Raw genomic sequence first — 18,483 nt, forward strand, 5'->3', positions numbered from 1 at the left:
GGTTCAAGGGGTCGTCGCAACACCGCTTGTTTGGATTGAGAGTAGGTGATCGTTGAGGGCTTCTGCGGGAGTTCGCCATCCGAGTGTCTTGCGGGGGCGGCTGTTGAGGGCGTGAGCGACGGCGTCAGGTCGTCAACGCTGTGTCTACTGAGGTCGGTGCCGGTTCGGCGTCGCATCGCACGGGGCGCTGACGGTCACTGTGGCCGACGACGGGATCGGCATGCCTTCGCCGCAGCAGCGGGGCGTCGGGGTCGGGTTGGCGTCGATGGCCGAACGCGCGGCCGAGCTCGGGGGCACGTTCACGGTGGCTGACGCCCCAGGCGGGGGTACGGTGATCACTGCTGTGCTTCCGGGCCGGGCTGCGGGCCGCGCTGGGCGCCGAGGATGACATCGAGGTCGTCGCGGAGGCCGCCGACGGCGCGCAGGCCCTCGCGGCAGCATCCCAATGCCAGGCGCAGGTGGTGTTGATGGACCTGCACCTGCCCGACCGCAGCGGCATCGACGTGACCCGGGCCCTGCTGGCCGAACGGCCGCAGACCGCGGTGCTGGCGCTGACCATGCACGAGGACAAGGAGACGATGTTCGCGGCGATGCGGTCAGGCGCCCGCGGATACCTGGTCAAGGGCGCCGACCAGGACCGGATCCTGGCCGCGATCCGCGCGGTCGCCGCGGGAGAGGTCGTATTCGGCCGGGCCGTCGCCGACCAGGCGCTGGCGTTCCTGACCGGCTCGGCCCGCCCAACCAAGATCGGCGTACCGAACCGGGTGCAGGCAGTCGTCAAAGCCCGCGAGGCCGGACTCGTCACCGAGGGCTGAGGCCTGGCCAACCGGGCTTGTGCCGACAGGACGGCGTGGGCGGCGGCGGTGGCGGCGGTGGCGGCGGTGGCGGCGGTTTTGCCCTGGCGGCGGTTTTGCCCTGGCGCCAGGCTGCCGGTCCGTCAGGTTGACCTCCACGACGGTGATGATCTGCCTATGCAACAGTCGAGTCACGGCCACAGCGTAGGATCCGATGCCTTCCACCTCCACGCGGCACAACACGCCGAAGCCACGCGCCCGGGCCGGAGCCGGTGGAGGGTCACGATGCGGGGCACCGACCCGCGCAGGTGGACGGATGCGAGCCGTGGCCTGGTAGGTCAAGACACGAGTCCGTCAAGATCGGACAAGATCTCCGAGGCGGTCACCGGGTGCAGGACGCCGAATGTGGCGGCACTGCCGTGTAGGCCGTCGTCGTCGCGGTTGCCGCGCAGCCACACCCGTTCCAGGACCTGATCGGGTTCGTGCGTGATGGCGCCGATGGGGATGCCCGGGTTGAGATCTATGACCACGGTGCGGCCACCGGGCAGGCGGTGCTCGATCGCGTTCTGGTAGCCCTGGTTCTCGGGCAGATCGCGCCGCCAACCCCGCCGCTCGAGCCCGAGCAGCCGCCCGGTGGGGACCTGCAGGCCAGCGAACCTGTCCAGCGTACTGGATACACGCTCGTCCGCGCCGAGGCTGCTCACTTCCCGTGCCAACTGCGGGAACGGCTGCACGAGTTCGTAGTCAGCAAACAGCTGCGCCCAAGCGGGCAGGCTGTCGCCGAGTTCCACCGGGTGCACCACCCGGACGACGGCCTCGCCCGGCAGGTGCACCATGTCGTCGTCGATGTCGGCGAGGCTGCGGTCCTCGGCGACGCGCAGCCCGCCGATCAGCGCGCCGGTGTCGTCGTAGCGGCCCCAGACGAGGCGGCGCACGATGTGCCACAGCAGCGGGTGCCCGACGAGCAGCCGGTTGAAGTCCTCGGCCTTCCAGCGGCGGCGGCTCACCATCGCCTGCTCCAGCCGGCGGATGCTGTCGGCGGCGACGACGCGCACGTCCTTCTTCAGGGCGGTGAAGCGCTGGTAGGCGGCCGGGGCCAGGTGCGGATCGTCTTCCGCGCCGGGTTTGGGCAGGTCCTTGCGCCGTCTGCCGTCGGCGTCGGCGACATACGGCCTGAGCTGCTCGTCGAACCCGACCACGAACCGGCGGTTGCCGTAGTCGAGGCTGAGGCTGCCGTCGTCGGCCAGACCGAAGTCGGGTACCAGCCGGTCGGCCAGCTGCTGCGAGGTCAGGCCGCGCTGCTCGGCGACCTCGTCCAGCTTCTGCTTGGCGCGTTGCTTCAAACCGCTGAACTTCACCTTCTCCGCGATGCCGTGCAGGTGCATCAGCGCCACGTCGGAGCCGATGGCGGCCAGCACGTCCAGGCCGTGCACCGCGCGGGCATGGCCGTTCTCCCCCGGCCACACCCGGATCAGCGGGGTCAGCGCGCGCACGGTGGTGTCGTCGCCCAGCAGGCCCAGCGAGTGCAGCACCCAGCGCTCCTCCGCCGGGTAGCCGGCGGCCCGCCAACACTCGAACAGCGACCATGCGAACCCTGCCAGGCTGGGCCCGTCGCAGGCGACCTTGACCAGCTCGACTCCGGCGTAGACGTCGCCCGGCTGCGAGATCGCCAGCATCGTCAGCACGTGCCGGACGGCCTCGTCTGGCAGGACGCACGGCTCGTCGCGCAGCCGGATCGGTGCGAGTTCGTCGGGTTCGGCCCAGGCGGGCAGCACCGGCATGGTGGCGGGCAGCGCGTCCAGCGGATCGGCCGATACGAGCTCCGCGATCGCCGCAGCCGCGTCAGGGCCGTATCCGGCGGCCGCCGTCAGCACGACCTCGTGGCTGCCCGACGCCAGCACGCGCAGCGCCTGCTCCGCGCGCTCCCGGGCCGGACCCGGCCGGCCGAGTGCCGGCGGGATCAGTGCCCGCGCCGCGGCTTCGGGGTGCCGCGACAGCCACGCCAGAACGGTCGGCCGCAGCGACTTCAGCCGCGCCAGCCATTCGGCCATCTGCGCTGCCAGTTTCGGGCTGGCGAACGGCAGAAGCCAGGGCACGACCTGGGCGGGGCCGTGCCGGGCTGCGTCGAGCGCCATCGGCAGCGCCGCGAGCTCGAAGCGGGCCAGCACGGCGGGCATCCAATCCGCGGCGTCCCACACGTGGTCAGTGCGCCAGTGTTCGATCACCGGCTCGGCGGCTTCCTGCGGGCCTGCGGTGAACAGTGAGATCTCGTGGTGCTCGAAGACGTAGCCGTCGCTGCGGACACCGGCGACGTGCTCGGCGACACGCGTCCAGTTCGTCCGGGGGTCGTTCGCCCACGACACGTACTTGGACGGCGTGGCCTGCCAGGCGGCACGCTCGCCCGGCCGCCAGGTCTCGCTCGGTTCGTCGCTGCACACCAGACCGTCGACGACGACCGGATCGCGGGTCCGGCGGGGGCGCGACCACGGCGGGTCGACCAGCACCTCAGGCAGCGCCTCTGCAGGTGCGACCGCGTTGCTCGAGTTGTCGGCCCTACCCGGCCCGGCCGGAGCCGGCTGGAGATGAGCGGGTTCCTGCGTGTCATGTGTGGTCGCGTCCGGTAGCTCGGCTGAAGGCATCGCCTGCGCTAGTGTCTCCTGGTCCGGGACGGGAGCGGGCCGCGCGACGGCTGTCGCGGTCGGCTGGCCGACTGCCGGTGCGGGCACGGCGGTGACAGTGCCCTCGGTATAGCCCTTGCGGAGCTTCTCGGCGACCAGCTTGCGCATGGCCGCGGTCGCCGCCTCGGCAGTGTCGAACTCCTTCACCTGCGCCTGGCCAGTGGAGCCGAGCCGCCCGAAGCGGATGCTCAGCTCGGCACCGTCCTGGCTGACCTGCCAGAACTTCGCCGAGCCGGCACCGATGCAGGTGAGTAGGTGTTGCTTGGCCATTGTGGGTCCCCGAACGCTCTGTCTGGCGATCGCCAGCATGGTGGTGGCCGTGGCACGATTCCCGCACCGACCGCTGATCTTGCTGGCTGCTTGGCGACACCGTAGCCGTTGGGACTGACAGCGTGGCGTTCTGACCGGCCGCGACAGCGGCCGCGGCCAGTCTGCGAGACGGTCGCGCTGCTGGCCACTCGCGCGGTCGCTGGACCAGGCACGGGCCGGCCGGCAGGGGAAGGCGACGATCGCTGGGTAGCCGACGGATGTCAGCTGCACGTCGTGCCGGAGCCGACCACTTGTGCGAGATCTGGACCGTGCTGTGCGCCTCTGGATCTGGCATGTCATCTCCGTCGACGGCACGATCGCGTCCGCCGGACTGCACCGTTGACCCGCTGGTCGCTCACATGAGGGCGCCGTTGCGTTACCGGATCGTTGGACGCGTTGAACCTGTATCGAGGGCGGTCAGATCGCTTGGGCGAGGTCGGTGAACGCAGCGGCGATTCGCATGTTCGGCGGGGCGTTGACGGCGAGTTCGTAGTGTCCGCGTCGAAGGTTCTGCATGAAGGCGTGTCCTGCGATGATCACTCGTGCTGTCTTGTCGGTTCGCAGGCCGCGCATTGATCGCAGCCGGTGTTTAAGCCGGCTGTGATCGGCCTCTATCGGATTGTTGGCGTACTGCTCGACGTGGTGCCACGCGGACGGGATCAGGTCGTCGAGCACACCGGGGTGGACCCCTGCGGCGTCGGTGATGACCTCGCTGGGTGTCACCTTCAACGTCGACAGGGCTCGGCGGAAGAACCGGCGGGCCGCCTCGGCGTCCCGGCGGGTCAAGACGAGCGCGTCGATGACCTGCCCGTATTGGTCGACCGCCCGGTACACGTACCGCCATGCCCCCGTTGACCTGACGTACTGTCAAGCCCCGAGTTTGATGGAGACGGGATTATCTGGTTTCCAGGGTTGCGTTGACCGGGTGGGTCATCGTGTATAGGTCCTCCTCCAGCTCCCGGACCCGCCTGCGCAATGCAGCGTTCTCGTCCTCCACCGAGCCGGCCGCCGCCGACCCCGCCGGCCCGGCCGCCGCGCCCCGACGCTGATCATCGGCACGGACCCAACTGCGCAACGTCTCCCGATTGATCCCGAGATCCTCAGCGATCTGCGCGATCGTCGCCCCAGGCCGAGACCGGTACAACGCGACCGCGTCGGCCTTGAACTCAACGGGGTAGTGCTTCATCACCATCTGTCAGGGACTCCTGATCTCCCCGGACCATCACGATCCAAGGCTCAAGTGTCCAGAACCAGGGGGCAACTCCCAATTTCCTGAGCCGCACCAGATGCAGCGAGCCAGCACAGCAGCATAGCGACATGGGCACGCCGTCGATCGCCGCACGCGCACTACTTTCGGCACATCCGGATGCATGCACCCGTGAGTTAGTTACCTTGCGTGACGAGCGCTTCGCGGCAGATCCGTGCGTTGGCGTGAGCTGCCGACTCGCCGAACGGCGCCGGATCACCTGCGAAGGGACGCAAGAGCCGCGTCGATGGCGTCGAGCAGTTCTTCTTGGCGCTCGGGTTGGTCGACCCGGTCTACGTCGACACCGCACTCCAATTGCCGTGCACGGAGCAAATCCTTGTGGGGGTGCTGCGAGATGTACACGGGGAAGGCGAAGGGGTCGAGGTCTCGTTCAAGGAGCACCTCGACGGGGTCGCGCCCGTCGTAGCCGATATGCAACCACGTGTCGTACGGTGAGCGGTCGTACACGTTTGCCGCGAACCCCTTGGTCCATTCGGTGAACAGCACGGCCAGGCAGGGGGCGGCCCGAACCGGATTCCAGTCGTCGGCGTCGATTTGGTAGCGCCAGATCTCCCTCTCATTGTCGCCGGTGAGCACGAACGCAAAAACGAGGTGGTCGATGAAGATCAGTGGTAGCTGATGCCGCTGCGAAAGGGGATCCCGACCGCGAAGGACAGGTAGCCAAACAGGTCATCGACCTTGTTCCACACCAGCGGAAACGCGCCGTCGGGCAGAACCCACCCATACGGCAAGCCCTGGATATTGAGCCAGATCGGTTGTTCGGCGATGCGGACCACGTCGAAGACCGGCAAAGAATATCGACGGGCAGCCGTCGATCCGGTCGTCCTCATCGAGCCAGGGAACACCGGCAGCAGTCGCCGCCGCTCGATAGCACTTCACTGCACTACGCAGCACGCGCATGTCGTCGAGCATGACGAACCTTCCCTTGGTCGAGGCGAGGCACAGACTAGCCCCGCCGCCGAAACGACGCGGAGTCGATGAAGGCTTGCGGGGACTTCGTTGAAGTCGAGCAACCTCGGCATGTGGGTTGGCAACTCGAGTTTCCCGTGGGCGGTCATACTCAACTCGGCAGATCCACACCACGAGCCGCGAGCGGTCACGTAACCCTGCGTAACGCGCGGATCGCGGCAGATGAATGAACTGGCCGTACTACCGCATTCCCCAACCACCAAGGCGAGTGTGGGGCAAATCGCGGCTCTCAGCTCATTGACCTGGCCTGCTCTTCAAGCCGTTGCAGGAGCTGCTGAGAGCCTTCGACGGCATGAAAATCCTCCACATGCTTGCGTTTGTCTTCCTCCGTAGCAAAGCGCGCCTTCAGAACCACCTGCGTAGTGTCACCGATGCCTTCCATGTCGAAAACCGACTGAAAGGGTGCCAAGCCAAACTGCGCTGAACCTACATTGGTGTAGACGAGTTGCATATGGGGCTCCACAGAATCGAAGATGTAAAGGTTCGGGTAGTCAGTCCCGTCAGGTCCATGCATGATCAGCTCGAAGCGGCCACCTATACGAACATCGAGTTCCTTGACAGTGCTGCGAAAGCCTGCAGGACCCCACCACTTCGCAATCTTCTCGGGGTCATTCCAGGCCTTCCACACGCTGTCGACGGGTGCAGCAATTTCCCTGGTTGTGACCAAGGTGTAAGAGTCATCCACTCCGCGTCTCCGTTCAGTAGAAGTTCTTGATGTCGCAGGCAGCCGGCCATCATCGTCAAGCGCACCAGGTTCAGTCGCGCGGAGAACCACCAACGACCCTTGACCAAGCGCTTCCCGCTCGCGCCAAGATTATCCGATCCGTACAGCGGAATGCGGGCACTCGAATCGGCATGACAGCGCACCGGGCGCTACCAACGCGCGGACAGCGGCATGTCCGGACGCTCGAGACGACGTCCGTCGGTGTGGCGATGGCATACAGCACCGTGATGCGGCAGCCGTTTTTCGGGTCGGCGGCCTTCACCGGACCGGCGTTGCCGCTGAGCAGTTTTCATCGTAGTGCGCCGGTCGTTTGGCTGGCGCCCACCAAAGCCGTGGTCTGCCCCTACTGGCCGAATGTGGAGCGTAGGTTCGCGTTGATCAGTTCGTTGAGCCGCTTGCGTAGGTGTCCCAGCAGCGACGGGTCGGGCAAGGGCTCGGCGACCAACAGCGTCCAGCGCAATTGCGTGCCTTGTGCACCGTCGGGCACCAGGTCGAAACGCACCTGAGCATCGGGTCGCTTGGGCCATAGTGACGACCACACGACCAGGCGCGGGTGCTCCGCGTGCAGGATCTGCGGAGTTCGCTCGTCTTCGAGTAGCCGCAGCCAGGGACGCGCCGGGTCGCGGTCAGGCTCGGTGAGCGCCTCGAAGACGATGGCCGGTGGGGGTGGCTGGCTACGCGTGCGGCTGCCGGCTTCGAGCATGCGTCATGCTAAGGGCGAACAGTTCATCGTGATGAAGGGCGCCTGACCAGGAAGCGCGACGGCGTGTCGCCGCTCCAGATGGAACGAAGCTCCCGGTAGGACAGCAGTCGACCAAGAACGACCGCCCAGTACGGGAGCTTCGTTGCTGACCTATCCTGCCAGCATCCCGCTGTCCACGCGCAGCCTGACCCGTTTGACCGAGCTGATCCGTGACCGGCGCCGCACGCTCGGCGGGCGCCGGCGCAGGCTGCCCGCGCAGCGGCAGGCGCTGATGGCCCTGGCCCACCTGCGCAACGTCGACACCCTCACCCGCCTCGCGGCCGGCTTCGAAGTGTCGGTCACCACCGTGTGGCGGTACCTGCGCGAAGCCGTCGACCTGCTCGCCGCCTGCGCAGACGACCTCACCGCCGCGATGCGCCGAGCCGCCCGCCTGGCGTACGCCATCCTCGACGGCACGCTGATTCCCATCGACCGGGTCGCCGACCAGCGGCCCTACTACTCGGGCAAGCACAAGCGCCACGGGGTGAACGTGCAGGTCCTGGCCGATGCCGCCGGGCGGTTGGTCTGGGCATCGGCCGCACTGCCCGGCGCGGTCCACGACCTCACCGCCGCCCGCACACACGGCCTGATCGAGGCGCTGACCGGCGCGAACGTGCTGACCTTCGCGGACAAGGGCTACCAAGACGCCCGCGGCACGGTCTGGAGCCCATTCAAACGCCGCCGCACTCGCCTGTCCCGCCGGCAGAAGTCCGTCAACCGGCACCACGCCAAGATCCGAGCCCTCGGCGAACGCGCCGTCTCCACCCTCAAGACCTGGAAAATCCTGACCAAGCTACGCTGCTGCCCCCGCCGGGCCACCCCGATCGTGCAGGCCATCCTCGTCCTGCAAGCCACCGAAGACGCCCGCCACCCACGATGAAATGGCTCATTAAGGAGCCCACGATGCGCGGCCTGATCGTCACCGAGTTCATGTCCCTCGACGGCGTCATCGACTCGCCCGGCGGTGGCGCCCACCCGCACGCCGGCTGGACCTTCAAGGACGTCGAGATGGACCAGGCCGCCTACGAACTCAAGGGCCGCGAGCAGAAGGAGGCCGGCGCGATGCTGATCGGCCGGGTCAGCTACGACGAGTTCGCTCCGGTATGGCCGAGCATGGAGGAGTTCCCGGAGTACAACGCGATGCCGAAGTATGTAGTCTCCTCCACCCTCACCGACCCGCAGTGGCACAACACCACCGTCCTGCGCTCGCTCGACGAGGTCGCCGAGCTCAAGCAGGGCGACGGCGGCCCGATCCTCGTCCACGGCAGTGCCACCCTCGCGCAGGGTCTTGCCAGCGCCGGCCTGGTAGACCGGTACCACCTGCTGATCTTCCCCGTCATCCTCGGCAGCGGGAAGCGGCTTTTCGCCATCGAGGGCGCCGACAAGCAGAAGCTGACGCTGGTCGAACACGCCACGTACGCCAACGGCATCCAGATGGCGGTGTATCGCCCGCTGAGGTCCTGCACCGTGGCCCGCTCATGCTGGGGTTAGCACGCCGGGCAGTATCGGTGGCCGGCGGGCGGCCGGTCGGCGGTTGCCCGATCCACGCTCGGAGGGCACGCTACCGGTCGGTCAACCCCAGCCCGTCTGGTGGCTGGGGCGGCGCAACAGCCGGAGCAGTTCGACGAGGACCATGCGCAGCATGGTCATGCCGACAAGGCGCCTGGCCAGTGGAAATCGCGGGCCAGGCGCCTCTGTCGTTGCCGGGCTGCGGCGGCCGGCGTGCTCGCGTGGTGCTCGTCCGGCGCGGCGACTCACCTCAGCCGCTCAACTGCGGATGTCAAGGCGGCTGCTTTACCCTGGCAGGTGGCTCATGCCGAACCGTTGATGCGGAACCGCACCTCTTCGACGTTCGAGGCGATGCCGATCTGCTTCAGGTCGTCCTCGTCCACCCGGCCGTCGTGGTTGGCGTCCGGTACCACGTTCGGTGCGTCGTCGTACACGCCGTTGCCGTCCAGGTCGTCCACCACCGCCACGGTCAGCACCGACTCCGTGTCGACGCCGAACAGCGGCGCGCCGACGACCCAGTTGTCCCAGACCTGCGCCACATCCTCGTCTCGGTTGGTCACGCCGGTGACGTTGAACAGGTTCGCCAGGTTGGTGCCAGGGCCGGAGAAGGCGCTGGTGGTCGAGACCAGCACGACCAGACCGGGCAGCCGGTCGTCCCGGCCGGGCGAGAACGTGCCCGGGAACGGGGCGGTGTTGTTGTGCGCGGCCGGGCCGGTGAGCTGGAGCCCGGAGAAGCCGGCCGCGTGCAGGCTGGGATAGTCCACGGCGAGGTCGACGATCCAACCCCGCCCGCCGATCCCGGCGTTGTCTCCGCCGCGTGGCGTGAGCACCTCGACCCGCACGTCCGACGGGGCCGGCTTGGCCGACACCGAGGCCCCAGACGTGCTGGCGAGAGCGAATGCGGCGGCGGCTGCGGTCAGCGCGAGCTTTCTCATGGGTACGTGCATGCTGCTTCTCCTTGTTGTCGGGTTACGTCGTGGTGACGAGTACGGTCTGGCCGGTTTCGGTGACCACCTCCACCCGCCCCAGTTCGGTGCGCGGTATCGAGGTGGCGCCGTCCACCCGGGCCCGTCCGTTCGGGGTCGATCCCCAAATGGCTGCCTGCTCGCGCCGCCCGTCGGCAGCCACCGCCCAGGCGACGAACCGCCCATCGCGCGGCAGGTGCCACAGGTCCAGCACGATCGTCGTACCCCAGGGGCGGGCCTCAAGCTCCGCACTCCCTGACGCGGTGAACCCTTGAGCGGCCGTCATCGGGGTCGTGGGATCCCGGTCGGGAAACGGGTCGAGCAGAACCACGCCGGAGAGAACCAGCGCCACCGCCGCCGCCGCGGCGGTGAGCGCCGTGGCGAGGCGGAGCCGGCGGGCGTGCCGGCGTACGGTCGACCGCTCGGCGCGTACCGCTTCGACCAGGCGGGGCAGCAGCTCGGGAGGTGGTTCCGCGGCGGCGCTGTCGCGCACCGTGTCGCGGGCACGTGCCAGCAGGGCCGGCACCACCGCGAAGCTCGACAGCTCGTCGCGGCAGGCGACGCAGCTGGCCAGATGCGCCTCCACCGCGGCGCGGTCGGCGGCGCTCAGCCCGCCGAGCACGTAGGCCCCGAGCTGTAGCCGCATCGCGTCGTGTTCCGGGCTCATCGCGTCACCCCCAACTCCTCGAACGCCGACCGCAGCGCCCGCACCGCGTAGTACGCCCGAGACTTCACGGTCCCCTCCGGGATCCCCAGCATTGCCGCGGCGTCGGCGACCGTACGGCCGTGGAGATACATCTCCTCGACCACCCGTCGGTGCTCGTACGACAGCCGGGTGAGCGCCTCGGCCACCAGCCAGTCGTCGAGCGCCCGCTCGACCTCGTCCTCGGCGGGCACCCGGGCCAGCGCGTCCTCGTCGGCAACCAGCATCGGCCGCCGCTGCTGGGCCCGCCACAGATCGGTCAGCACGTTCCGCGCCACCGTGAACAGGTACGCCCGGGGGCTGCGCCGCTTCGTGTCGAGGCGGTCGATTCCCCGCCAGACCCGCAGGAAGGCCTCCTGCACCACGTCCTCCGCGCGCTGCGGGTCCGGCTCGTACCGCCGGACGAACGCATACACGGCACCCGCGTGCTCGTCGTGCAGCGCCCGCATCAGTGCCTCGCCAGCGTCCACGCTCACCTCCTGGTCACGTATACGAGCGGGGGCGCACCCGGTTCAACGTGTGAGGGCGGTCACCGCTGACGGCACGAGACTCCCGGCCCCCTCGACGCCGGCCCGCACCGCGCCGCCGTGCTCGACTTCGCCGCCAGCCTGCTCGACGTCCGCGCTGACAGCCTGCCCAGCGCCGTCGTCGTCGGCCTAGCCAGCAACACCAACCGCGGCGACGAACACTGGACCGTGGTGAAGGCGAACATGGCCTGGTTCAGCACAAGCCACGCCGCCAACCCCGACCAGGTCCTCAACGTGGTGCTCCGCGCGGCCGGAGCACGCCACCGCCTGACTCCCCGCGACCATGCGTTCACAAGACCGCCCCCCCTCGGAGAACAGCCCACGATGACCAACATCGCCAACAACATCCGCCCGACACCAACCAAGACGTCACCGCCGAGGAAACACCCGGACAGCGTCAGGGGCAGTGACGAACGCCCGGCAAGGCGCACCCGCTCGACGGCAGATGCGTGTGCGTCGTACAGGAAGTCGCGAGGCGCGGGCGTCAGCTCAGGGATGGTCGGGATCTCGATGCTCGGCCATGAAACGCTCGCCCGCTTCCTCGTCGACCAGCGAGTTGTCGACCAGCCGTTCAACCGCCTACCGCTGCGACTGGGGGTCGGCAACCAGACCCGCCGCTGGCACGAGGGCAGCATCTTCGTGTTCGACGACACGGTCGAGCACGAGGCATGGAACCGCACCGGCGAGACCCGCACCGTCCTGCTGTTCGACTTCCTGCGCCCCGGCCAATCCATGGACCAGCTCGACGACCTCCCGCCCGAGGTCGCGACACACCTACAGAACCGGACAAAGCATCCCGAGTAGCAGCACGAGGGCCCACCAGTCGACAAGCCGCTGAGCCGCATATCCGGCAGCCGCCAGGCAGCGAGCGCCAAGCTCCCCCGCTCGAGATCCGCCACCTGCACCAGCCTGTCAGGACGCTCGATGGGTAGCTCACCAATCAGCTGGTCCGCTGCGGTGGGCCCGGGCAATCCGCCAACACGACACTGATCGCGGTGAAGCCGACCGCCATCTGCGCGGTGCCCCGTGGCGGGACGTCCCGGCCTGCTACGGCTCCTGGTCGGCGGCGTACGCGTTGTTCCGCCGCCGGCAGCGCGACGGACCTGGGCCCGCATTCTGACCGCGTTGCAGACCCTCGCGAACGCGGCCGGCCGCATCACCTGGGACGCATCTGTGGACTCGACAACCGCCCGAGCGCATCAGCATGCCGCTGGCGCCCGGAAAAGGGGGATCTGCAGGCAGAAACGCCTGGTGGCGTATACGTGGAGCCAGCCGATCACGCTCTTGGTCGGTCCCGCGGCGGACTGACCACGAAGCTTCATCTGGGCTGCGAGCAGGGCCGAAAGCCGCTGTCGATCGTGTTGACTGCTGGGCAACGCGGAGACAGCCCACAGTTCATCGCGGTCCTGGCCGGCATCCGTGTGCCCCGCCCGACCGGTGGCCGGCCCCGGACCCGGCCTGCCGGGTCCTGGCCGACAAGGCGTACACCTCTCGGGCGAGCCACGCCTATCTGCGCCGACGCGGGATCAAGGCGACTATCCCGAGCAAAGCCGACCAAGACGCTCACCGCCGTAAGCGAGGGTCGAAGGGCGGACGGCCACCTGCCTTCGACCGCGATGCCTACAAGCAGCGTCACGCTGTGAAGTGCGGCATCAACCGGCTCAAACGCAACCGCGGCGTCGCCCCGCGCTTCGACAAGCTTGCCGTGCGCTACGAGGCCGTCGTACACATCGCCGCGATCAACGAATGGCTTTGACCCACTTCAGATACACGCTCTACTCGCTCTTGGGCCAGATGAGGCCCTGGTCGGTCCAGGTGACACCCTTGTTGCGGCAGAGGCAGAACGGGTGGCCGACGGGGTCGGTGTAGACGCGCCAGCCGTAGCCGTCGGGGCCGATGGAGTCCTGCTGCAGGGTCGCGCCGAGGGCCAGGATGCGACTCTGTTCGGCCTCGATGTCGTCAACTTCGAAGTCGAGATGGAACTGCTTGGGGTGCTCGCTGTCGGGCCACTGCGGGGCGCGGTAGTCCTCCACCCGGATGAAGGCCAGCTCGATCTCGCCAAACCGGATACCGGCCCAGTTGCCGTGGCTGCCCCCCTTGACCGGGCGACCCGTCACCTCTGAATAGAAGGCTGCCAGCTCCATCGTGTCCGGGCAGTCGATGATGAAATCGGTGAGTCGCAGCATCCGACGATCTTGCCACAAGATCAAATAAGCCGGAGTTTGAGACAGGCCCTAGTAAGCTTTGTTAGGTTTGGTGGCGTTTGTTGCGGTGTAACGGTTTCACGGGTTGGTGGCAGGTGAGGCAGGCGCCGGTCCAGGTCGCGAGGAGTCGTTGCAGCTCGCGGATGACCGTGTAGAGGGTCAGGCCGGCGCAGCCGCTTATGGGTCCAGGCGTAGTTCGGTGATGAACAGGTGGGCGGCGGTGACGAGGGTGACGTGGCGGTGCCAGCCGGTCCAGGAGCGGCCTTCGAAGTGGTCCAGGCCGAGGCCGGTCTTGAGTTCGCGGTAGTCGTGTTCGATGCGCCAGCGGATCTTGCCGTAGCGGACCAGGTCGGTGCGGCTGGTGGCCTCGGGAAGGCTGGACAACCAGTACTTGACCGGTTCGGCCTCGTCGTCGGGCCACTGGGCGATCACCCAGGTCAAACACGGAAATCTACGCAGTCCCCGGTCCGGGACCCCGGGCGAGAGCGTGGATCGATCATGGCTGGTCTCCGCGCTCTGGGACGACACCTGGACCTGCGTCGGCGACCCGGAAGCGTTGATCAACACCCTCCAACGCGACCCCTGGCCAACGCCCACCGGGTCCGACCCGACGAAGACATGCTGCCACCGGGACTGACCCGCGGGTGACACCCAACGCTTGATCCGGTCGCGCCACCCGAGTTGGAAAGCGCTCAATCTCTGAAGGAGCGACGGCAGTACGGCGCGACAGTGGCATCGCCAACTCCTCGTCGTCGGAAATCTCGGGCCGTGAGGTTGTGAACTGGGGCACAGCTGCCTATGGTGCTGCTGTAACCGGTTTCAGTACCGAAGGCGCAACGGGTCGGTGGTGGCGGCATGAGCAACAGTCGGCTGACGGTTCGGGAGATCGCTCGTTTGGCCGGGGTCTCGGTCGCGACGGTGTCCCGGGTCTCCAACGGCACCGGGCAGGTGTCCGAGGAGACCCGCCGCCGGGTGCTGCGGGCCATCGAAGAGCACGGCTACCGGCCGGACCATCTCGGCCGGGCCCTCGCGGCACGCCGGCACGGCGCGGTCGGCCTGGTCTTTCCGGGGCTGTCCGGGCCGTACTTCTCCGAACTGATCCAGGGCTTCGAGTCGGAGGCGGTGAAGGCCAAGACCAGCGTGCACATTCTCTGCACCCATCTGCGCGCCGACTCAGACGCCGAGGTCATCGAGATGGCCCACCGGGTCGACGGCCTGGCGGTGCTCGGCGGCACGGTCTCCCACGACACGATCGAGGAGCTCGCCACCATGCGTCCGATCGTCGTCCTGGCCGGCGACGGGCCCGCCGGAGTGCCGGCTGTACGGGTGGACAACGCCGCCGCAACGGCCGCGCTGACCCGGCACCTGCTTGTCGACCACGGGTTGCGCCGGCTGGAGTTCGTCGGCGACCCGAACGGCTCGCCCGACGTGACCGAGCGCTGGGCGGGGTTCCGCCAGGCGCACCGCGACCTGGAGCTGCCGCTACCCCGGGCCCCGATCCGGGTTGGTCTTCAGCAGCCCGACGGCGTCTTCGCCGCCGACCAGGTGCTGCGGCGGGCCATCCGGCCGCAGGGCGTGGTCTGCGCCAACGACGAGACCGCGTTGGGGGTGCTCATCGGCGCCTCCGGGCGGGGCCTGCGCGTGCCGGAGGATCTCGTGATCACCGGCTTCGACGACATCCCGATGGCCGCCCTGGTTACCCCGCCGCTGACGACCGTACGGCAACCGGTGCGCGAGCTGGCCTCGCAGACCGCACGGCTGCTGCTACAGGTCGCCGCCGGCAGCGCCGATCACACCAGCCTGCTGCATCCCACCGAACTCGTCATCCGCGGCAGCTGCGGCTGCCCCACCAGCACCGCACCCACACCCACCGGTCGACGCCGCACCCCCCAGATCGCGCCACAGCGGCACGAGCCGAGCGGCGCCGGCGACCACCCTTAGGGAAGGAAAGGCCATGAAAAAGCACTGGAGGTACGCCACAGCCCTGGTGGCCGCCCTCGCGCTGGGCGTGACCGGCTGCGGCCGCGACGAGGGCGGCTCGGGTTCCGGCGGCCAGCCCGCCGGCAAGGGGATCGCCGAAGGCAAGGCCAAGGGCGAGATCACGGTCTGGGCCATGGGCGCCGAGGGCGAGAAGCTGACCGCGCTCGCCGCCGACTTCACGAAGGATAACCCGGAGGCCAAGGTCAACGTCACGTCGTTCCCCTTCGACGCGGCGCACGACAAGATCGCCACCGCCATCGCGGGTCGGCAGACGCCGGACGTCAGCATGATGGGTACGACGTGGATGGGTGAGTTCGCCAAGACGGGCGCGTTCGAGCCCACCCCTGACGGCCTCGTCGACAAGGGCAAGTTCTTCGAGGGCGCGTGGAACACCACGGTCGTCAACGGCACCTCCTACGGCGTCCCGTGGTACGTCGAGACGCGGCTGATCTTCCACCGCAGCGACCTCGCTGCGAAGGCGGGCGTGCAGAAGCCGACCAGCTGGCAGGGGCTCACCGACGTCGCCAAGGGCATGAAGGACAAGGGCGGCGCCAAATGGGGCATCTACCTGCAGCCGGGCGGGACCGGCTCGTGGCAGACGTTCATGCCCTTCGCCTGGCAGGCCGGCGCCGACATCATGCGGGACGGCAAGTTCACCCTCGATACCCCGGAGATGCAGAAGGCGCTGCAGTACTACGCCTCGTTCTTCAAGCAGGGACTCGCGCCGGCGCAGCTGGCCCCCGAAGCCGTGGGACCCGGCTTCATCAAGGGTGAGGTGGGTGCCTTCGTGTCCGGCCCCTGGCACATGGGCATCCTGCGCGAGGAAGGCGGCGCGGCGCTCGAGGGTAAGTGGGACGTCGCGCAGATGCCGCGCGAAAAGGCCGGCACATCCTTCATCGGCGGCTCCGACCTGGTGGTCTACAAGGACTCCAAGAACCGCGACACGGCCTGGAAGTTCGTCCAGTTCCTCACCACGCCGGCGGCGCAGCAGAAGCTGTACGACCTGGTCGGCAGCCTCCCGTCGGTGCAGGAGACCTGGCAGTCCGGCAAGCTGGCCGACGACCCGTTCCTGAAGGCGTTCGGTCAGCAGCTCAAGGACGCGAAGTCGGCCCCGGTGATCGCCACCTGGGAGCAGATCGCCGACGTCATCGACGACGGCATCGAGCGGGTGGTCCGCGATGTCTCCGATCCCGCCACCGCCACCAAGGAGATGCAGGCCAAGGCGTCCTCGATCGGCACCGGGAGCTGAGATGGCCTCCGCCATCGCGCGACGGCCCACGCGCACCGGCGGCAGCCGGACGACCACGAGCAGGCGCCGGGAGGGCGTCGCGGGTTGGGGCTTCGCGCTCCCGTTCCTGCTCGTGTTCGCGGTGTTCATGGCGGGCCCGGTGCTGGCCTCGCTCGCCATGAGCTTCACGGACCTGCGCAGCGCCGACCTGCGCGACCCCCTCGGGGTCAACCCTGTCGGCCTGGACAACTACGTCAAGCTGTTCGGTGACGACACGTTCCGGCAGGCCGCCCTCAACACGGCGTACTTCGTGCTGGTCGGGATCCCGCTGACGATGGTGCTCGGGCTCGCTGCCGCAGTCGGCCTGGACGCGGGGATCACCAGGTTCCGGACGTTCTTCCGGGTCGGCTACTACCTGCCCGTCGTCACCAGCATCGTGGCCATCGCCGTCGTCTGGCGCTTCGTGCTCGAGCCGGACAGCGGGCTGGTCAACACGCTGCTGGGCTACGTCGGCATCGACGGCCCGAGCTGGCTGACCGACCCGACGACGGCCATGCCCGCGCTCATCCTGATGGCGGCCTGGCGGAACCTGGGGTACCTGATGGTGATCTTCCTGGCCGGGCTGCAGGCGATTCCGCAGGAGCTGTACGAGGCGGCGGCCATGGACGGCAGCGGCGCGTGGTCGCGGTTCCGCCATGTCACGCTGCCGCTGATGCGGCCCACGCTGCTGTTCGGCGGCGTCATCACCGGCATCGGCTACCTGCAGTTCTTCGAGGAGCCGTTCGTGATGACGCAGGGCGGGCCGCTGGACCGGACGCTGTCCGTGGCCTTCTACGTCTACAACCAGTTCGGCTTCGGCAACTACAGCTACGCCGCGGCCATCAGCTATGTCCTCTTCATCGCCATCCTCGTCCTCACCCTGGTGCAGTTCCGGCTGCTCCGCTCGAAGACGTGAGGGAGCCGTCATGACCACGTCCGTGCACACACCGGCCCCGCCCGCACCGCGCCGTACCGGCAGAAGGCGCCGGGTCGTGGGTGGCGCGCCGGAGGCCCGAGGCCACCTGTGGTTGTACGCCGTCCTCGCCGGTGGGCTCGCACTCCTGGTCGGTCCGTTCGTCTGGATGCTGCTCGGCTCGTTCAAGACCAACGCCGAGGTCCGCCGGGTGCCACCCACCTGGCTGCCCGAGTCCGCAACGCTGGAGAACTACCGGCACCTGTTCACGCAGTTGGACTTCCCGCAGTTCTTCCTCAACAGCACGGTGGTGGCCGTCGCCATCACCCTGGGCAATCTCGTCTTCTGCTCGATGCTCGGCTACGCCCTGGCGAAGCTACGGTTCCCCGGCAAGCGGGTGGTGTTCGCGCTCGTGCTCGGCATGCTGATGGTGCCGGGTATGGTCACCTTCGTCCCGCTGTTCATGCTGGTCAGCAAGCTCGGCATGGTGAACAGCTACGCCGGGCTCATCCTGCCGTGGCTGGCCCAGCCGCTCGGGGTGTTCCTGATGCGGCAGTTCATCCTGGGTCTGCCCGACGACCTGATCCAGGCGGCGCGGGTGGACGGTGCCGGGGAGTTCCGGATCTTCGCCCGGATCATCCTGCCGCTGTGCCGACCGGCCCTGGCCACGCTCGGGATCCTGCAATTCCTGGCCACCTGGAACAACTTCCTCTGGCCGCTGGTCGTCGCCCAATCCGAGGAGAAGTACACCCTCCCCGTGGCCCTCGCGCTCTACGCCATCGGGGAGAACAACACCCGCTACGGCCTGCTGATGGCGGGCGCGGTGGTGACCATCCTGCCGATCCTGCTCATCTTCGTGCTGCTGCAGCGCCACTTCGTGCAAGGCATTGCCATGACCGGCCTCAAGTGAGGAGCCTTCCGTGCGATCGAGA

20 protein-coding genes and 4 pseudogenes are annotated in these 18,483 nt (G+C 68.3%); 11 read left to right on the forward strand and 13 right to left on the reverse strand.

Annotated features, from left to right (window positions below):
* Positions 1 to 3: 3 nt before the first annotated feature.
* Positions 4 to 161: pseudogene (locus tag ACGF5C_RS28030) on the reverse strand (IS30 family transposase); the annotation flags it as partial.
* 59 nt (positions 162 to 220) lie between these two features.
* On the opposite strand from ACGF5C_RS28030, the gene ACGF5C_RS28035 reads away from it, so the two are divergent.
* Together ACGF5C_RS28035 and ACGF5C_RS28040 are read left to right on the forward strand one after the other, a co-directional pair.
* On the forward strand, positions 221 to 388 hold the full coding sequence (locus ACGF5C_RS28035; RefSeq protein WP_393306368.1) for an ATP-binding protein: 168 nt from the start codon (positions 221 to 223) through the stop codon (positions 386 to 388).
* A gap of 1 nt (position 389) precedes the next feature.
* Positions 390 to 815 carry a response regulator transcription factor gene (locus ACGF5C_RS28040; protein WP_393306431.1) on the forward strand — a complete coding sequence of 142 codons (426 nt, stop codon included), beginning with the start codon at positions 390 to 392 and terminating at the stop codon, positions 813 to 815.
* A gap of 317 nt (positions 816 to 1,132) precedes the next feature.
* On the opposite strand, the gene ACGF5C_RS28045 is transcribed toward ACGF5C_RS28040, so the two are convergent.
* The 7 genes and pseudogenes from ACGF5C_RS28045 to ACGF5C_RS28075 form a co-directional block, all read right to left on the reverse strand.
* Positions 1,133 to 3,742 carry a DUF4132 domain-containing protein gene (locus tag ACGF5C_RS28045; protein WP_393306370.1) on the reverse strand — a complete coding sequence of 870 codons (2,610 nt, stop codon included), beginning with the start codon at positions 3,740 to 3,742 and terminating at the stop codon, positions 1,133 to 1,135.
* A 456-nt stretch (positions 3,743 to 4,198) separates the two neighbouring features.
* A pseudogene (locus tag ACGF5C_RS28050) lies at positions 4,199 to 4,633 on the reverse strand (DDE-type integrase/transposase/recombinase); the annotation flags it as partial.
* 43 nt (positions 4,634 to 4,676) lie between these two features.
* Positions 4,677 to 4,973, reverse strand: coding sequence for a transposase (locus ACGF5C_RS28055; protein WP_393306372.1), 297 nt, complete (start codon positions 4,971 to 4,973; stop codon positions 4,677 to 4,679).
* Between the two features lie 270 nt (positions 4,974 to 5,243).
* Entirely contained in the window at positions 5,244 to 5,624 is a 381-nt protein-coding gene (locus ACGF5C_RS28060; RefSeq protein WP_393306374.1) for a hypothetical protein, read from the reverse strand.
* A gap of 29 nt (positions 5,625 to 5,653) precedes the next feature.
* Positions 5,654 to 5,878, reverse strand: a complete 225-nt coding sequence (locus ACGF5C_RS28065; protein WP_393306376.1) for a hypothetical protein — start codon at positions 5,876 to 5,878, stop codon at positions 5,654 to 5,656.
* A gap of 368 nt (positions 5,879 to 6,246) precedes the next feature.
* Positions 6,247 to 6,702 (reverse strand): SRPBCC domain-containing protein, encoded by a 456-nt coding sequence (locus ACGF5C_RS28070; RefSeq protein ID WP_393306378.1) that lies wholly within the window; start codon positions 6,700 to 6,702, stop codon positions 6,247 to 6,249.
* A 382-nt stretch (positions 6,703 to 7,084) separates the two neighbouring features.
* Entirely contained in the window at positions 7,085 to 7,444 is a 360-nt protein-coding gene (locus tag ACGF5C_RS28075; protein ID WP_393306379.1) for a hypothetical protein, read from the reverse strand.
* Positions 7,445 to 7,586: 142 nt separating this feature from the next.
* Between ACGF5C_RS28075 and ACGF5C_RS28080 the strand changes: the two genes are divergently transcribed.
* Together ACGF5C_RS28080 and ACGF5C_RS28085 are read left to right on the forward strand one after the other, a co-directional pair.
* A complete protein-coding gene (locus ACGF5C_RS28080; protein WP_393306381.1) occupies positions 7,587 to 8,363 on the forward strand; it encodes a transposase family protein in 777 nt (258 codons plus the stop codon).
* A gap of 23 nt (positions 8,364 to 8,386) precedes the next feature.
* Positions 8,387 to 8,974: a dihydrofolate reductase family protein gene (locus ACGF5C_RS28085; protein ID WP_393306383.1), complete on the forward strand. Its 588-nt coding sequence runs from the start codon at positions 8,387 to 8,389 to the stop codon at positions 8,972 to 8,974.
* Positions 8,975 to 9,294: 320 nt separating this feature from the next.
* Here the strand turns inward: ACGF5C_RS28085 and ACGF5C_RS28090 are convergent, their stop codons facing one another.
* From ACGF5C_RS28090 to ACGF5C_RS28100, 3 genes are read right to left on the reverse strand one after another with little or no spacing between them, the layout of a single operon-like run.
* The gene (locus ACGF5C_RS28090; protein WP_393306384.1) at positions 9,295 to 9,939 is read right to left on the reverse strand and encodes a hypothetical protein; all 645 of its coding nucleotides are present in this window, start codon (positions 9,937 to 9,939) and stop codon (positions 9,295 to 9,297) included.
* A gap of 22 nt (positions 9,940 to 9,961) precedes the next feature.
* On the reverse strand, positions 9,962 to 10,624 hold the full coding sequence (locus ACGF5C_RS28095; protein WP_393306386.1) for a zf-HC2 domain-containing protein: 663 nt from the start codon (positions 10,622 to 10,624) through the stop codon (positions 9,962 to 9,964).
* Positions 10,621 to 11,112, reverse strand: coding sequence for a sigma-70 family RNA polymerase sigma factor (locus ACGF5C_RS28100; RefSeq protein ID WP_393306433.1), 492 nt, complete (start codon positions 11,110 to 11,112; stop codon positions 10,621 to 10,623). Before ACGF5C_RS28100 ends, ACGF5C_RS28095 begins: the two co-directional genes overlap by 4 nt.
* 135 nt (positions 11,113 to 11,247) lie before the next feature.
* On the opposite strand from ACGF5C_RS28100, the gene ACGF5C_RS28105 reads away from it, so the two are divergent.
* Positions 11,248 to 11,991 carry an aspartyl/asparaginyl beta-hydroxylase domain-containing protein gene (locus ACGF5C_RS28105; protein WP_393306388.1) on the forward strand — a complete coding sequence of 248 codons (744 nt, stop codon included), beginning with the start codon at positions 11,248 to 11,250 and terminating at the stop codon, positions 11,989 to 11,991.
* Between the two features lie 67 nt (positions 11,992 to 12,058).
* Positions 12,059 to 12,943 (forward strand): annotated as a pseudogene (locus tag ACGF5C_RS28110) (IS5 family transposase); the annotation flags it as partial.
* Between the two features lie 19 nt (positions 12,944 to 12,962).
* Here the strand turns inward: ACGF5C_RS28110 and ACGF5C_RS28115 are convergent.
* Positions 12,963 to 13,373, reverse strand: coding sequence for a VOC family protein (locus tag ACGF5C_RS28115; protein ID WP_393306390.1), 411 nt, complete (start codon positions 13,371 to 13,373; stop codon positions 12,963 to 12,965).
* 195 nt (positions 13,374 to 13,568) lie between these two features.
* Positions 13,569 to 13,790 (reverse strand): annotated as a pseudogene (locus tag ACGF5C_RS28120) (transposase); the annotation flags it as partial.
* Positions 13,791 to 13,878: 88 nt separating this feature from the next.
* Here ACGF5C_RS28120 and ACGF5C_RS28125 point away from each other — a divergent pair.
* The 5 genes from ACGF5C_RS28125 to ACGF5C_RS28145 all read left to right on the forward strand — a co-directional run bounded on the left by ACGF5C_RS28125 (position 13,879) and on the right by ACGF5C_RS28145 (position 18,461).
* Positions 13,879 to 14,028, forward strand: coding sequence for a hypothetical protein (locus tag ACGF5C_RS28125; RefSeq protein WP_393306392.1), 150 nt, complete (start codon positions 13,879 to 13,881; stop codon positions 14,026 to 14,028).
* Positions 14,029 to 14,246: 218 nt separating this feature from the next.
* Positions 14,247 to 15,332: a LacI family DNA-binding transcriptional regulator gene (locus ACGF5C_RS28130; protein ID WP_393306394.1), complete on the forward strand. Its 1,086-nt coding sequence runs from the start codon at positions 14,247 to 14,249 to the stop codon at positions 15,330 to 15,332.
* Positions 15,333 to 15,378: 46 nt separating this feature from the next.
* Positions 15,379 to 16,620 (forward strand): sugar ABC transporter substrate-binding protein, encoded by a 1,242-nt coding sequence (locus tag ACGF5C_RS28135; RefSeq protein ID WP_393306396.1) that lies wholly within the window; start codon positions 15,379 to 15,381, stop codon positions 16,618 to 16,620.
* Position 16,621: 1 nt separating this feature from the next.
* On the forward strand, positions 16,622 to 17,554 hold the full coding sequence (locus tag ACGF5C_RS28140; RefSeq protein ID WP_393306398.1) for a carbohydrate ABC transporter permease: 933 nt from the start codon (positions 16,622 to 16,624) through the stop codon (positions 17,552 to 17,554).
* A 10-nt stretch (positions 17,555 to 17,564) separates the two neighbouring features.
* Positions 17,565 to 18,461 (forward strand): carbohydrate ABC transporter permease, encoded by an 897-nt coding sequence (locus ACGF5C_RS28145; protein ID WP_393306400.1) that lies wholly within the window; start codon positions 17,565 to 17,567, stop codon positions 18,459 to 18,461.
* Positions 18,462 to 18,483: the final 22 nt, after the last annotated feature.

The sequence above is a fragment of the Micromonospora sp. NPDC047620 genome (assembly GCF_043205005.1).
GTDB lineage: Bacteria > Actinomycetota > Actinomycetes > Mycobacteriales > Micromonosporaceae > Micromonospora.